A 13,664-nucleotide genomic window follows, 5' to 3' on the forward strand; every position below is an offset into this window, starting at 1 on the left:
GGGCGAGTACGGCTCCGGCTCGTCCGCCACGGCGGCGGCAGCGACGGTAGCCGGGTGGATGTTCCGGGAGGCCAGGATCCTGGCCATCCGGTCCAGGGTTCCGGCACCGGCGAGGGTCTGCGGTTCGCGGGTTCGGGTGCGCATCACAGCTCCTCGGCGTAGGCGGTGGCGGCGTCGACCGGGTTGGTCCACGCGGTGTGAGCGGGCACGTTAGGCCGGAATCCCGGACGGGCCAAACCGGCCCCCGTCCCGCCGGGGGCGTTCATGGCGTCGTTGACCAGGCTCGGCAGCCGGGAGGGGTGGCCCTGGATCTCCCCGAAGCGCCGCAGCCCGGCTCGTACGTGCTCCACCGCGATGCCCTCGGCGAGGAGCTTCTTGGCGATGCCGCCGAGGTGGCCGATCACGTCACCGGGCGGGCGCTCCCGGCACGAGGCGACGTACTCGCCGACCAGTTCCTTCGCCGAGACGTTGCCCGCGTCGGGCGCACCGCGCCCCGTAGGGAAGAAAGATCCAGGATCCAAGATCCTAGATCCAGACCCCGAGGGTTCCCCGAGGCTTCGGGGAGCCTTCCGGGAGGGTTCGGCGAATGCATCCTGACCTGCGGTTTCATCGGCCGACTCGAGGCGGGCGCTGACGCCGGTACCGGCCGTGTCGGCGGTGTCCGGGGCGGGCGCGGGGGCGCCCCGGGCGGGCGCGGGAGCGGTCGGCGTGGGCTGCGCGGGCAGTTCCGGGGTTCCCGGAGGGTTCTCCGAACCCTCCGGGAGGTCTCCGGGAGCCTTCGGGGAGTCCTCGCGGCGCTCGGTGCAGGGTCCCTTGCAGACCCCGCACCGCTGCGGCTCGCACTTCGGGCACGCCGGGAGACGGGACTGGGACGGGGTGTCGATCTTCTGGTGCTTGAACCAGGTCGGGTAGTGGAAGTAGCGCCGCCCGTCGCAGCCGGTGTACCGGCAGATCGCCCCGGCGTTCTCGAGCTGCGTAAGGTCGTCCTCGACCTGGACCGCGCCGTGCTCGGCGCGCAGCGGCCAGATGATGCCGAAGATGATGGCCGCGTTGTCGCGGTGCCGCCCCCAGTCGTCGGCCATGTTGGTCATCGCCAGAAAGGTCACCATGGCGGGGATGCTGACCTCGGCAAGCGTCTCGGACGTCCAGGTCTCGGGCTTGATCGATCGGATGCGCGGCACGTCAGCGACCCCGGCCTGCGGCGACCAGGTCGCTGCGGGTGAGCGTGGCGGTGGCCAGGTCGAAGGTGTGGGGGCGGGTCCAGTCGGCTTCCGGCCAGACCCGCAGGACCCAGCGCGCCGCGGTCTTCGCAGCCGTCCGGCTCAGCTCGACCCGTGCCCCGTCCGCGTCCTTGGCGACGGCATGCGGGTGGGGCCAGGTCTGCGTGGGGTCGGTGAGGCTGACGCGCAGGGTGGTCGCGCCGGGGATCATGTCGGCGAGTTGGGCCGCGAGACGCTGCTGCCGGGCTGTATCCGGGCAGGCCGAACTTCCGCCGTCGGCGGTGTGCATGCGATACTCCGTTGTTCGTAGGAGCGCGGTGCGGCGGTTCTCGTGCAGAGAAGGCGCTGCCGCCCGCGAGATGTGAATCGGTGTCCTTCGGGATGCCGGCCCGGCGTTCGGGAGTTGGTAGCTCCCGGGCGCCGGTCGCGTTTGCACCCCGGTCACGGTTCTCCCGTACGCATCTCCCCCTCCCGTCCGGCGTGCCACCGGCTCTTGATCCGCTTGCGCGGAGACCAGAACCATAGGGCGAGCCTTCGCCACAAGTCCAGGGCCTTCACGCACCATCCCACCAGGCATGCAACACTGGGCTGGTCGGATATCGAGAGAACCGTACATCGCATTTGCGTCCACTCGTCAACTACGATGTCGCCAGCAGAGACGGAATGCGGCGCAAGCGCAAGCAGAGTGGATGGCTTTCGGGCCCGCCACCGGAGGAGCAACGATGACCGAGCAGCAGCAGCCCCGCAGCGTGGCGGACCTGCTCGACCGCCTGTTCCGGGAGGTGCATCCCGCGGGGCGCGGCCCGTACACGTACGCGGAGGTCGCCGAGGGCGTACGGGAGTCGACGGGGTTCTCCCTCACCGCGAGCGCCATCCAACAGCTGCGGACCGGGAAGAACGAGAACCCGAAGATGGCCACGATTCGCGCGCTGGCCGCCTTCTTCGGCGTGCCCCCCAGCTACTTCTTCGAGGAAGAGGTGGCGGCACGGACGCTGGCCGAGATCGACGTGGTCACGGCGATGCGCGACGCGGACGTCCGCAGAGTCGCCCTGCGCGCCAACGGCCTGAGCGTCGGCAGCCTGCAGATGGTGGCCGCCGTGATCGACCAGGCCCGCCGACTGGAGGGAATCCCCGACGACCCCGCCGACTCCGACCTGCTCGACGAGAACTGACCACGGCCAAGCCGCACGGCCCTGGCTCGTACGCGTCTCCACGCTTACACGCGGCGCAACGAGCACGTCAGAGTCGGTGTCCCAGCCGGACCAGACAGGCACTGACCAGCCAACCGGTGCGACTCCATTGCCCGGTGTCGCGGCGGGACTCGAGCGCGACCGCCTCGGCCTTCATCCCCCCCGCTCCACACGCCGACGTGCTGTCACCGACCACCGTAGAGAGATTCAAGCCTTGGACAGCCCATTCCGCACCGACACACCAGCCTGCATCAAGGCCGCACCGGGCAGCCTTGCGTACTGTCGGCGGGCCGCAGGAGTCCCGCGGCCCGCCTGTGTTGCTTCTACGCGATGTCGAAGTCGGCGGCGCCGGACCGGACCAGGTCGATGAACGACGACCAGGCATCCGGCGTCACGAGCAGCGCCGGCCCCTGCTTGTCCTTGGAGTCGCGGACTCCGACGGCTTGCGCAAGAGCAGCGATCTCCACACACGCGTTGCCCTCCGCACCACTGTAGGAGGACTTGTACCAGGCGGTCTCGGGAGCTATGTCAGTGGACTTCACTGGAGTGTTGATGGTCCTGTCCTTCGCTGTAGTGCTTCCAGGAACTGCGGCGTCTCGTGGGGTGCGAGCGCCGATGCCCGCAATGCTTCGAACCTTCGGGAGAACCGTCCCACGTCGGGCTTCTTGTCGGTCACCCAGGCTTGGCCGTTGACATGGTCGGCCTGGACCATGCGGCCCAACGGCTCGTCCAAGTCAAGGATGATGAAGTTCTGGCTCGCGCGGTACCCAGCAGATGTCGCGGGCAAAACCTGAACGGTGACGTGGTCAAGGCGGCTGAGCCGCGCGATCTCCTCGTACTGGCGCCACATCACCTCCGGCCCACCGATGGTGGCCCGCAACGCGTCCTCAGCCATGATGACCCACAGGGGCCTGGGCTCTGTCTCGGTAATGATCCTCTTCCGGAACATGCGTAGGTCGACGTTGGAGTCGATGAACTCCGTCGTGATCTCGTCCGCCGCCTTAGCGCTCTCAAGCAGGGCGCGGGCGTACTCCTCCGTCTGGAGCAGCCCGAAAACGAGGTTGGGCTGCCACGCGTTGATGCTGACCGCGTCGGTCTCCATGCCGACGTAGTCGCGCATCCCCTTCTGGAAGTGGGGGTTGTAGGGCACCCACCAGCCCGCTTGCAGCGACTCGCGATGGATCGTCAGCAGGCTGTCGATCGTCTCGTCGTCCTGTTGGTAATACTCCAGCAGGGACGTCAGATCCTTCGGGTTCGGCAGGCTGGTCCGACCACTCTCGACGCGCCACAGCTTCTCCTTCGAGAACCCGAGCGCAGAGGCGACCTCGGCCGTGCTGAGGCCGCGATCCTCCCTCATCTTCTCCAGCACCTTGCCGAGATGCACTCGGCGACTCGTGGGTCCCTTCGGCGCTGCCACGTTGTGTCGTCCCTCCTTCGAGTCGGGCGCCAGGGCACCCGAGTCCGGTCCGGTCGCCACCGAGTCCGGTCTCACCGTACCCGGGCGGCGGGTGGTATTCCCCGAGCTCTTTCCGGATTTCACGAGCTCGTGCAACTGCATATACCAATCCACATCTGAATTGCACGGCAAGTTGCACAACAACTCTCGCATGCATCACGCTGTTTGGGCCGGAGCTTCCGACGAACAGCTCAGCCGCTCAACGCTTCCGCCCCGGCTTCCCCTGTCCGCACCGCGAAGGGCACCGCCATGTCCAGAACCGCCCAGCGCAAAAGCACTTGCCGCGCCGCTCCTCGCGACGCAGCGAGCAGTCCTGTGAGCATGTCTGATGTGCTCACGGTGACGCTCGGCTGGACCGCGCCTCGCAACTCGACCGCAACCGGCGAGCTCGGAGCGCGACAGGTCGGTTTGATGCGCCGCCTCGCGTGCGCCGCACTGGACCAGTGGGGCCTTCAGGCCGTTGCTGAAGACCTCGCTCTGGTGATCAGCGAGCTGGTCACGAATGCGCTGCGCCACGGTGGCGGCTGCACCAGCGTCTGCCTCGCCCACGGCGCCGCCGGCACCATCCACCTTGAGGTCCGTCAGAAGGCCCGCTGCCTTCCCCAGGTACTGCCGACCAGCGCCGAAGACGAGTCCGGCCGTGGGCTGCTGATCGTCTCCTCGCTTTCGGACAGTTGGGGCGTGGGCGAGTCGGGCGACTCGGTGTGGTGCACGCTCGCCCCCAAGGCAGGTGCGACATCGTGATCTGTCCGGGACGGAATGCACCCCGTTCGCCCGCGGCGCTACGCGGCCATCTCGCGCTTCATCTGGTCGAGCGCCTGTTGAGTCGTGGCGTGAATGTCCGGCAGCCGCCGCTCGGCCATCCTCGCAACGCGCTGGAGCTGGTGCGGCAGTCGCTGAACTATGGCCTCATTGACTGCCGCGGCCAGTGTCGTCGAGGCGCCTCGGATATCCGCCGCGGTCAAGCGGACATGGGCCGTCGTGATCATCTCGATCACCTTCCACTGCGGCGCCACAGCGGTCGCCGGCCTCGGAACGTCGTCCGCGAGCCGTATCGCATCCGCGCTTCGGCCGGTCGCCACCAGACCCCGGAGCCGTACCTCGTGCAGGGAGTACGGGTTGAAGAGGCTGGTAGGGGCCACCTGTCCCAGCGTGAAGTCGGCCTCCTTCATCACGCGATCGAACAGGGCAGTGTTGCCCAGAGCTCCCGCGGCGCGAGCAAGCAGTGGGAGAACGGCAGCTCGTGCGTCCGCATCCGGCGCCAACGCCGCCGCTTGCAGCAGGCGTTCAACCGCTGCGCCGTGAAGTCCCGTCTTGCGCAGCTCGTTTCCGTGCATGCGCAGTGCGAAGGACGCTGTGCGCGGGTCGTCGATGAACCGGGTGATATCCAGCGATTTCGCTGTCCAGTGCGCCGCGGTGCTCAGCCGTTCTTCCGGAAGCACGTTGCCCAGTGCGACTCCGAGACCGACTCGGGCCCGCGCCAGCAGGTGCAGAAGCGCGCGCTCCGCGTGTCCGTCGGCAACGCGGGCTTCCAGTCGGGCCACGAACGGCCACAGTTCGGCCACCGCAGCGGTGGCCTGCCCGGACTGGCGCGCGATCTCCGCCAGCCGCACGGTCGACTCGCCGAGCTGAAGTACAAGCCGGTGATCGGTGTCCGCGGAAGTGGTGATGCCCAGCACGTGGGGTGGCAGTCCCAACCGCTGACACACTCGCTCGATCGAGCCGATATCGGTCAGGTGGCGCCGACCGGTCTCCAACAAGCTGACATACGTCTTGTCGTACCCGAGCAGCGCGCCGAGCTGAGTCTGGTTGAGGTTGTTCGCAGCTCGGTAGAAGCGAAGGATCGCTCCCAAATCTCGTTTTTCGAGGATGACTTGCGCGGCCGTGGTGGCCCAGTGCCACTGGCGAGCCGCCGGACGAAGTCCGGAGTCGTGGGCTGTCACGGCTTACCGCCGGTCGTACCAGGCCCGGATGGACGCCTTGTAGCCCGCGGGCATGTCGAGGCCGTCCACCTCATCCCTCGTGAACAGTCCGACTTGCTTGTGTTCGTGGCTGGCGACAGGTGCAACCTTCGTATCAAGCGCCACCGCGCCGTACGTGACGATCAGCACCCGACGCCCCGGCAGCGGCTCGTAGATCCACACGCCGCCCTCGATCAACGGCCCCACCTCGACCTGCCAGCCGGTCTCCTCCACGACCTCGCGTGCGACCGCCGCCTCGGGCGTCGGATCGGCCGCCTCCCCGGTCTTCTGGTCGACGATCTCCAACCGTCCGCCAGGCAGTTCCCACTCGTCACGCTCGTTGTGCAGCAGCAGGACACGTCCGTGGTCGTCGAGGACCACTGCCTTCACCGACACCGGCCACACCGGCGGCTTGTACGACGACACCATGCTCCTCCCGTAGCCGCGGAGCTTCGGACCGTAGCACGCGGCTCACTCAAAAGAACCGCGCCAACCGGTGAGCCGGCGTCGACAATCTGTCGCTTTACCGCATCCGGAACACGTGCCGACAGTGAACTCATCGAGCTGTCACGGCAAAGGAGTTCGGAAATGGCCAACGAAGCTCTTCTACCTAGGCTGTTCGCCGCGCACTACGTCGACATACGAGGCGCTGACGCGCCGACGGAGATCACGGCGCAGCTTCGAGGCACCGGTCTCGTGACCATGAACGGGTTGCAGTCCCGCGAAGCGGTCGTCGATGCTGCGTCCGCGCTCTTGCACATCGTTCCGCACCGCGACAGCGAGCCCGACGGACTCACTGTCGTCCGAGACACCGGCCGCCACTCCGGACTATCCGGATTCGCCGGACTGTCCAACGTCGCCTTGGCCGCACACACCGAGGGGTCCGGGATCTCAATGCCGCCGCGCTTGATGATGCTGGTGTGTGCCACGCCGGCAGCGGCCGGGGGCGAGTGCATGCTCGTCGACGGGCAAGCCATCTACGACGACCTCCTGGAACGCGAGCCAACGGCTGTCGAGGCGCTCTCGGATGAGCGAGCCGGGCTCTTCGGCGGTCAGAGCGGCGTTCTCGGTCCCGTCTTCCAGCATCACCAGCCGGATCGGGTCGCTCTGCGCCTGCGGCTCGACGACCTGGTGCGGTGGAATCCTCTCGCCCAGCGCTTCGTGCCCGCGCTCGTCGACTCCATCGCGCGAAACAGCCAGGGCTTCGACCTCGCCCCCGGGAATGCCTACCTGATCGACAACCACCGTTGGCTGCACGGTCGCACCGCCTTCGCCGGAAACCGCTTGCTCTACCGGGTTCTGGGCAACCCTCGCGTGTCCATGTCCAAGGGCTTTCCGATCAGTGCGAGAGGGCGGTTGCCGCTCGTCTCGGAGCCGACCGGATGACGTACCAGCCTCGCATTCCGACGAGTCCAGTGAGTCCGGTGAGGGCAGTCGCGGCGTCGGCCAGCCTGGCAGAACACAAAGCTCTGCGCCACCAGCACGCCTTGGTGCCGTCGTATCCGCCACATGCCGGTCTCACACGGGCGCCCAAGCCGCCGTAGCCACCTCGATCTCCGCTCCAGCGGTATGCCCGCAGGCGTCACCCACGCCGCCGAACGCACCCCCGTCGCCGTGCGTGCGGCAGCGGGCGCCCCTGCCGCCGGAGCGGGCTGTTCCCCGCTCCGGCCACGCCGAGTCAAGCAGGCATCCACGCCCCGAACTCCCCGCGGGGCGTGACGGACTCATGGCACCCCGCCCGTGGCCGGAGCGGGCCGCACACCACCCCTGTACGCAGCGTTCCGACGAAGGAGTCGATCCGGATGTCCAGCCGTCACCCTCCCGGCTTCACCTGCGGCCGGCGCACCTTCGTACCGCCCCGCCTCGTCACCGCGGCGCTGGGCTTGGCCAACAGCGTGCCCCCGGCCTGGGACGGCCTGGTGTACAGCTCCGCCGACGCCGGCAAGCTGCTGACCTGCACGCTCCAGGCCCACCGCGGGCCAGTCCACCACGGCGTGGTGCTGAACCTGCGCGGCCCGGACGCCGGCACCATCTGGGCCGCCTGGCGCGACCACACGGCCCCCTACCTGGCCATCCTGCTCCCCGACTGCCCCGTCACCACCGCCGACGGCGACGAGGCGTGCAGCGAGTTCGCCGGGCACCCTGGCGCCCACAGCTGGGACCTGGCCGACCCGGTCCTGCCGTCCGCTCTCCTCGCGGCCTTCGGTCCGCTCCTCGCCGACAGTGCCCGGCCGCCCGACGGACGCCTGCTCGACGCCGCCACCCGATTCCACCGCCCCACCACGAACAGGAACCCCGCACGATGAATCCCGCGGTCCCCTCGACCCCGCCGCCCCCGTTACTCGCCACCGAGACGGACGGCACCGGCCGCCCGGTGCGGCAGTGGACGATCACCACGACCACCGGCGAGCAGACCACCGGCTACCTGCCGCCCTGGGCCACCGAGGACCCCAGCGAACACGGCGTGCTCCCGGAGGAGTTGGCGGCGCGGCTGGCCGACGTCTGCCACTCCACCGAGTTCCCGGGGCAGGTCCTGCGCGCGTACTCGCCCGGCAACGTGACGGACGCGCCGGAGGAGGTGGAGATCCTGGGCAGCAGCATCACCTGCGCGCCCTACGCCCCGACCCCCGAGTTGGCCATCCCGGTGGCCACGGTGTGCGTCGCCGACGGGTACTGGATCACCGACCTCGACCCGACGGGCCTGGCCGAGCTGATCGCAGGGCTACGCGCGGTGGCCGACCGACTCGACGACGTCGTCATCCCCCAGCTCAACGACATCCGAGCCGAGTGGACCGCCCACCACACTTCCGGCACGGGGGCCCGCCCGTGAGCAGAGACGACACCACGCCGGCCGCGGACTCCGAGAACACCGGTGCCCCTCAACTCGCCTGCGTGAGCGCTTCGTTCGCTGCCGGCGAGGTGAGCGCACGGGTCCTGTACGCCCTCCACCTGGCGTTCCTCCGCGAGAAGTCCGGCCTGTCCCTCCAGGGCTTGGCTGACCAGTGCCACTACGAACAGTCCTACCTCCACCGCCTGGAGACCGGCGGCCGTATCGGCACCCTCGCCGTCGCCGAAGCCCTCGACCGCTTCTACGACACCGGAAACCTCCTCGCCGGACTGTGGCGCCTGGCCAAACGCGAAGCCAAACGCCGAGCAGACGCAAGCATCACCGCCCTGGAAGCCGCTGCCACCAGCATCCAGGAATACGCCCTCACCACTGTGCCCGCCCTCCTCCAGACCCCCGCCTACGCCGAAGAGCAACTCGCCACCACCAGTCCGCAGTCACCGGAGGTCCTGGCCGCGCAGCTCGACGCGCTCCGCGAACGGCAGGCTCGCCTCACCGAGAGCACGCCTCATCCGGTCCGCTACCGCGCCATCCTCGACGAGCTCGTCCTCCGGCGCGGCGCCCACAGCCAGGCGACCTGGGACGGCCAACTCGACCGCCTCATCACCGCCGCCCACGACCCCAACGTCACCCTCCAACTCCTCCCCCTTCACGCCAGCCCCCATGACCTGCGCGGTCCGGTGCAGCTGCTGTCCTTCCGCACCCGCGGCCCTCTCGCCTACACGCACGGAACCCTCATCGACCACATCACCGACGACCCCGACGACATCGACGAACTCCACCGCCAGTACGACCACCTCCGCGACCTCGCCCTCACCCCCGCCCAGACCATCGAACACCTCCACACCCTCCGCACCACCACTCGCTGACCAACCAACACCCCGCTCCAAGGAGCTGTCGCCCATGAGCCCCACGACCCTGCTTCCCAAACCCACCACGCCACCCCCCGAACGCGAATCGACCATGACGCCGCAACCGCCGCAGCACGCACCGGGCACCTGGACGATCAGCACCACCGAGGGCATCACCCTCACCGGCCACCAGCCCGACTGGTCCATGGACAACCCCAGCCGGACCGGCATCACGCTGGACCAGGCCGTGGGCCACCTGCGCGAACACGCCCACTACGCCATGCTGCCCGTCGACCCGGTCCTGCCGCCCGCCACCCTCGACCTCGAGATCAACGGCACCCGCTACCGCGAGTCCACCAACCTGATGTTCGCCTCCCAGATCGCCTGCCACCCCTACGCCGAGAACCCCCACCAGCGGGTCCCCACCGCCAGTCTCACCATCGTCGAGGAGTGGGACTTCGAGGGCCTCGCCCCTACCGACCTCGCCCGCTTCGCCACCCAGATCCGCACCCAGGCCGACTACTTCGAAACCACCGTCCTCCCCGCCCTGACCACCGCCCGCGAGGACTGGACCGCCCACCTCCCCACGTCCCCCGCCGACAACGAGAACAAGGCCGAGCTGCCGTGATCCGCCACTGGAAACTCGCCCTCATCGCCGGCTGGACCGGCATCGCACTGATCGCCGCCCTCGCCCTGAGCATCGGACTCGTCCTCGGCCTGGCCATCGCCAGCCAGCCCACCCCCTGATGCAGTGCCGTACGCCAAACCGCCGATGTGTGTTCCGCGATCGAACAGCTTGGGAGCAGAGATGCCGTCACGAGCCCGGGCTCGGCCCAGAAGGCTCTGCCAGGAACCAAAGGCCGTCACGTGGGCCCGCGAAAGGGAGGGACTGACCAAGCGGGCCCTGGCCACCCGGGTCGGCATCTCCGAGCAGCTCATGGGAGACATCGAGTCAGGCCGGCGCAATGCCACACCCGCCAATCTGATCAAGATTGCCGAGGCGCTGAACTGCCCATTCGTGGTCCTGGAGCGCAAGCGCGGGTTCAACGCTGACGACTGACGGCTTTAGCCGCCTCTCGGTCGCGAGGCGCCCCGCTGCCACTCGGCGGCGCAGCAACTGGCCGAAGGTCAAGGCCGAGTCTTCCGCCCTCGACCGCCGTGCCATCCCCCCGGCACAGTTGACCGGACTCCTCCATGCGCTCGACCAGGCACATACCGAACTTGCCCGAACCGCACGAAACAACCGGTAGGCGCTCACCGAGCAGAATCCACTTCCACGAGCGGTCGGTGCGCCAAACCAAGCAGCTTCAGGAGGTCGGAGGTCACGACCCGGTAGGCGTTTCCGAAGCGCAGCACCTTGACCGGGTACGCGCCCTGCTTCGCAAGTCCGTAACCCGTCGAGCGGCCGATCAGCAGCGCCCGGTTCGCTGTCTCCAGGTCTGTGACCGCCGGAAGGGCAAGCAGTTCATCGCTCTTCAGTCCCCGCACCTGGCGGGAGGCTTCTGGTGTCATCATGGTGCACTCCTTGCGTCTGAAGGCATCACAGTGCGGGAATATGTGTATCACGGAGTTGCAGATGCGCATTATCGGACAATAAAGTGTTGCCATGACACCAACTCAATGGCCTGCGGCGCTCACCGCTCGGATCGCGCATGGACTGCGCGAAGCCCGCAAGGCGGCCGGCCTCACCATGGGAGACGTCGCGCGGGGCTGCGCCGAGCGGGGGCTGGCGGAGATCACCGAGCACTCCCTGAAGAACCTTGAGACCGGCAGGAAGTCGAGCCTCGCCATCGCCGACTTCCTCGTGCTCGCCGATGTCCTCGGTGTCCCTCCCGTCACCCTGTTGTTCCCCCTCGGTACGTCCGCCGCCGTGGAGGTCCTGCCTGGACGGCAGGTCTCCACCTGGGACGCGCTCGCCTGGTTCACCGGCGAGGCACCCACCAGCCAACCGGCTCCCGAGGGCACCGCCCAGAACCTCCTCGACACCTTCCGCACCCACGGCGAGCTGGTGGCTGCCGCAACGGCCTCGACCACGCTGGCGAAGCAACGGAGACGTGCGGCAAGCACCACCCTGGATCGCGCTCGCCGGGCCGCCCTCCTGGAACGGGCGGCTGGCTACGAGGAGAACGCCTTCGAGGACTGCGCGGACCTACGCGCCTTCCGCGACCGAATGCGTGGGAGTGGCCTCGTGCCGCCTGCCCTTTCTGGCGAGTTGGCCTTCGTCGACGAATCCGAAGGACCTGACCGAGGTTCTGCCATGGCGTGAGGAGGCCAGGACCTTCGTCGCACCAGGACGACCGCATGGCGGCGCCATCAAGAAATGGGGGGACAGATGAAGGGCTCCACGTTCCGGCGGTGTGCCTGCCGGAACCCGGAGACGGGAAAGCAGTACGGGCAGTCCTGCCCGAAGTTCAAGCAGAAGCGACACGGCGTGTGGAACCTGCGCCAGGAGCTACCGCCTCGTGGGGACGGCACCAGGCGCATCTTCCGGCGTGGCGGATACGAGTCCGCCACCGATGCCCAGGAGGACTTGGACAAGGTCCGCGGCCTGCTGGCGATCCCGGAGAAGGAGGACGCCGAGCGGCGCCGGGCCGTGGCTGATCTGCTGGAGCAAGTAGCCGCCGAGAAGCTGCCCATTCCATCGGCCGAGGAGATCCGCCGGAAGCTGAACGGTGGGATCGACCTGCGTTCGGACGTCACGCTGGGCGATTTCCTGGACTCGTGGGTGGACTCGAAGAAGACGCGCACCACAACGACGAACGGCTACCGATCCCACATCAAGGTGCACCTGAAACCCCGCCTCGGGCACATCCGCGTGGACCGCCTCACTGTCGGCCACGTCCAAGCCGCGTTCGACGGCATCAAGGACGACAACGAAGTGATCACGGCGGAGAACGCGGCCCGCCGTGAACAGGAAGCGCGTTGCCGGTGGTCACATCCGGGCCGGCCACCGGTCGCCGAACGTGCCCGCCTCGCCGCCGAACGCGCGAAGCTCGCCAAGATGAAGCCCTACCGGAAGATCACGGCCGCAGCGAGCCGCCAGCGCATACGCTCCACGCTCCGAGCAGCCCTGAATGCGGCCATCGCGCAGCAGCTCATCACCTTCAACGCCGCCGAGTACGTCGAGTTGGACTCCGGGAAACGTCCGAAGGCGGTGCTGTGGACTGATGAGCACGTAGCCCACTGGCAGAAGACCGGGGAAAAGCCCTCCGCAGTCATGGTGTGGACGCCCCCGCAGTTGGGGCGGTTCCTGGACCAAGCCGAGGGGCACCGCCTGTACGCGCTCTTCCATCTGATCGCATTCCGCGGGCTGCGCCGCGGCGAAGGGGTCGGCCAGGACTGGGCATACGTCAACCTGGACGCCGCAGAGCTGACGCCGGCCAAGGAGATTGTGCAGGACGGCTGGGCACCGTACGAGTCCGAGCCGAAGACGGACGACAGCGCAGCAGCCATACACCTGGACAGCGTGACCGTCTCCGTTCTGCGAGCACATCGCGCCCGACAGAACAAGGAGCGGCTGGAGTGGGGCGACGCCTGGACGGACACCGGCAAGGTGTTCACCCAGGAAGACGGCTCTTGGCTGCACCCGCAGACCGTCTCCGACGCGTTCCGAGGCATCGCGGAAAGCGCCGGCCTCCCCCCGATCAACCTTCGTGACTTGCGCCACGTCGCGGCGACTCTGGTTCACGCGGCTGGAGGAGATCTCCACACGATCAAGGAGGTTCTGCGCCATTCCACCATCGCGCTGACCTCTGACACGTACACAAGTCTCTTGCCTGACCTGGACCGAGAGATCGCGGAGAAGGCTGCCACCCTCGTTCCGAGGGCGCGGAAGAACGCGGCTGACGGAACCGCCGGGCTCACTGCGGGCTCACCGGCAACCGGGAAGCCCTCCGGCGCGAAGGTTTTCAAGATCGAAAAGAAGGCGTTGCCCCAGGTCAGCGGCACTGTGGCCGCTGACCTGAGCGGTAGGCCGCGTGGGACTCGAACCCACAACCAATGGATTAAAAGTCCACTGCTCTGCCAATTGAGCTAGCGGCCCGCACCGACAGCATAACGGGGCCGGGCCCGGCGGGCGCGCACGTATCGGCGGTGGGACGCGGACAGCGACGGGCCCGGGCGCCTGCGGTGGTACGCAGGG

17 protein-coding genes, 1 tRNA gene and 1 pseudogene are annotated in these 13,664 nt (G+C 68.3%); 11 read left to right on the top strand and 8 right to left on the bottom strand.

Translation table 11 applies throughout. The annotated features are described in order from the left end of the window. Positions 1-143: 143 nt before the first annotated feature. Both AC3ERT_RS34235 and AC3ERT_RS34240 read right to left on the bottom strand, forming a co-directional pair. Positions 144-1,181: a hypothetical protein gene (locus AC3ERT_RS34235; RefSeq protein WP_435178854.1), complete on the bottom strand. Its 1,038-nt coding sequence runs from the start codon at positions 1,179-1,181 to the stop codon at positions 144-146. A 1-nt stretch (position 1,182) separates the two neighbouring features. Further along, the gene (locus AC3ERT_RS34240; RefSeq protein ID WP_435178856.1) at positions 1,183-1,509 is read right to left on the bottom strand and encodes a transcriptional regulator; all 327 of its coding nucleotides are present in this window, start codon (positions 1,507-1,509) and stop codon (positions 1,183-1,185) included. 433 nt (positions 1,510-1,942) lie between these two features. On the opposite strand from AC3ERT_RS34240, the gene AC3ERT_RS34245 reads away from it, so the two are divergent. Then, the gene (locus AC3ERT_RS34245) at positions 1,943-2,392 is read left to right on the top strand and encodes a Secondary metabolite protein (protein WP_435178858.1); all 450 of its coding nucleotides are present in this window, start codon (positions 1,943-1,945) and stop codon (positions 2,390-2,392) included. Between the two features lie 341 nt (positions 2,393-2,733). On the opposite strand, the gene AC3ERT_RS34250 is transcribed toward AC3ERT_RS34245, so the two are convergent. Both AC3ERT_RS34250 and AC3ERT_RS34255 read right to left on the bottom strand, forming a co-directional pair. Beyond that, positions 2,734-2,952 (bottom strand): DUF397 domain-containing protein, encoded by a 219-nt coding sequence (locus AC3ERT_RS34250; protein ID WP_335970394.1) that lies wholly within the window; start codon positions 2,950-2,952, stop codon positions 2,734-2,736. Then, complete coding sequence (locus AC3ERT_RS34255; RefSeq protein WP_335970393.1) at positions 2,949-3,827, bottom strand: helix-turn-helix domain-containing protein; 879 nt, start codon at positions 3,825-3,827, stop codon at positions 2,949-2,951. Before AC3ERT_RS34255 ends, AC3ERT_RS34250 begins: the two co-directional genes overlap by 4 nt. A 360-nt stretch (positions 3,828-4,187) precedes the next feature. On the opposite strand from AC3ERT_RS34255, the gene AC3ERT_RS34260 reads away from it, so the two are divergent. After that, on the top strand, positions 4,188-4,610 hold the full coding sequence (locus tag AC3ERT_RS34260; RefSeq protein ID WP_435178863.1) for an ATP-binding protein: 423 nt from the start codon (positions 4,188-4,190) through the stop codon (positions 4,608-4,610). 38 nt (positions 4,611-4,648) lie between these two features. Here AC3ERT_RS34260 and AC3ERT_RS34265 read toward each other — a convergent pair whose 3' ends face one another. Beyond that, positions 4,649-5,809 (bottom strand): helix-turn-helix domain-containing protein, encoded by a 1,161-nt coding sequence (locus AC3ERT_RS34265; protein WP_435178865.1) that lies wholly within the window; start codon positions 5,807-5,809, stop codon positions 4,649-4,651. A 3-nt stretch (positions 5,810-5,812) separates the two neighbouring features. Then, positions 5,813-6,256 carry an NUDIX hydrolase gene (locus AC3ERT_RS34270; protein WP_435128781.1) on the bottom strand — a complete coding sequence of 148 codons (444 nt, stop codon included), beginning with the start codon at positions 6,254-6,256 and terminating at the stop codon, positions 5,813-5,815. Positions 6,257-6,415: 159 nt separating this feature from the next. Between AC3ERT_RS34270 and AC3ERT_RS34275 the strand changes: the two genes are divergently transcribed. The 7 genes from AC3ERT_RS34275 to AC3ERT_RS34305 all read left to right on the top strand — a co-directional run bounded on the left by AC3ERT_RS34275 (position 6,416) and on the right by AC3ERT_RS34305 (position 10,583). Next, on the top strand, positions 6,416-7,213 hold the full coding sequence (locus AC3ERT_RS34275; protein ID WP_435178867.1) for a TauD/TfdA family dioxygenase: 798 nt from the start codon (positions 6,416-6,418) through the stop codon (positions 7,211-7,213). Between the two features lie 416 nt (positions 7,214-7,629). Continuing rightward, entirely contained in the window at positions 7,630-8,133 is a 504-nt protein-coding gene (locus tag AC3ERT_RS34280; protein WP_435178869.1) for a hypothetical protein, read from the top strand. Beyond that, positions 8,130-8,657 carry a DUF6907 domain-containing protein gene (locus tag AC3ERT_RS34285; RefSeq protein ID WP_435178871.1) on the top strand — a complete coding sequence of 176 codons (528 nt, stop codon included), beginning with the start codon at positions 8,130-8,132 and terminating at the stop codon, positions 8,655-8,657. Before AC3ERT_RS34280 ends, AC3ERT_RS34285 begins: the two co-directional genes overlap by 4 nt. Next, a complete protein-coding gene (locus AC3ERT_RS34290; protein WP_435178873.1) occupies positions 8,654-9,541 on the top strand; it encodes a helix-turn-helix domain-containing protein in 888 nt (295 codons plus the stop codon). The genes AC3ERT_RS34285 and AC3ERT_RS34290 overlap by 4 nt, the downstream gene beginning before the upstream one ends. Before the next feature lie 34 nt (positions 9,542-9,575). Next, positions 9,576-10,151: a DUF6907 domain-containing protein gene (locus AC3ERT_RS34295; protein ID WP_435178875.1), complete on the top strand. Its 576-nt coding sequence runs from the start codon at positions 9,576-9,578 to the stop codon at positions 10,149-10,151. After that, positions 10,148-10,270, top strand: a complete 123-nt coding sequence (locus AC3ERT_RS34300; protein WP_435128799.1) for a hypothetical protein — start codon at positions 10,148-10,150, stop codon at positions 10,268-10,270. Before AC3ERT_RS34295 ends, AC3ERT_RS34300 begins: the two co-directional genes overlap by 4 nt. Before the next feature lie 61 nt (positions 10,271-10,331). Continuing rightward, positions 10,332-10,583: a helix-turn-helix domain-containing protein gene (locus tag AC3ERT_RS34305; RefSeq protein ID WP_435178877.1), complete on the top strand. Its 252-nt coding sequence runs from the start codon at positions 10,332-10,334 to the stop codon at positions 10,581-10,583. A 194-nt stretch (positions 10,584-10,777) separates the two neighbouring features. Here the strand turns inward: AC3ERT_RS34305 and AC3ERT_RS34310 are convergent, their stop codons facing one another. Next, positions 10,778-11,038 carry a hypothetical protein gene (locus AC3ERT_RS34310; protein WP_435178879.1) on the bottom strand — a complete coding sequence of 87 codons (261 nt, stop codon included), beginning with the start codon at positions 11,036-11,038 and terminating at the stop codon, positions 10,778-10,780. Between the two features lie 91 nt (positions 11,039-11,129). On the opposite strand from AC3ERT_RS34310, the gene AC3ERT_RS34315 reads away from it, so the two are divergent. Further along, complete coding sequence (locus tag AC3ERT_RS34315; protein WP_435178881.1) at positions 11,130-11,789, top strand: helix-turn-helix domain-containing protein; 660 nt, start codon at positions 11,130-11,132, stop codon at positions 11,787-11,789. A 66-nt stretch (positions 11,790-11,855) separates the two neighbouring features. Next, a pseudogene (locus AC3ERT_RS34320) lies at positions 11,856-13,283 on the top strand (site-specific integrase); the annotation flags it as partial. A 209-nt stretch (positions 13,284-13,492) separates the two neighbouring features. Here AC3ERT_RS34320 and AC3ERT_RS34325 read toward each other — a convergent pair. Further along, positions 13,493-13,565: transfer RNA gene (locus tag AC3ERT_RS34325), tRNA-Lys, on the bottom strand. Between the last annotated feature and the right edge of the window lie 99 nt (positions 13,566-13,664).

The sequence above is a fragment of the Actinacidiphila sp. bgisy145 genome (assembly GCF_057708125.1).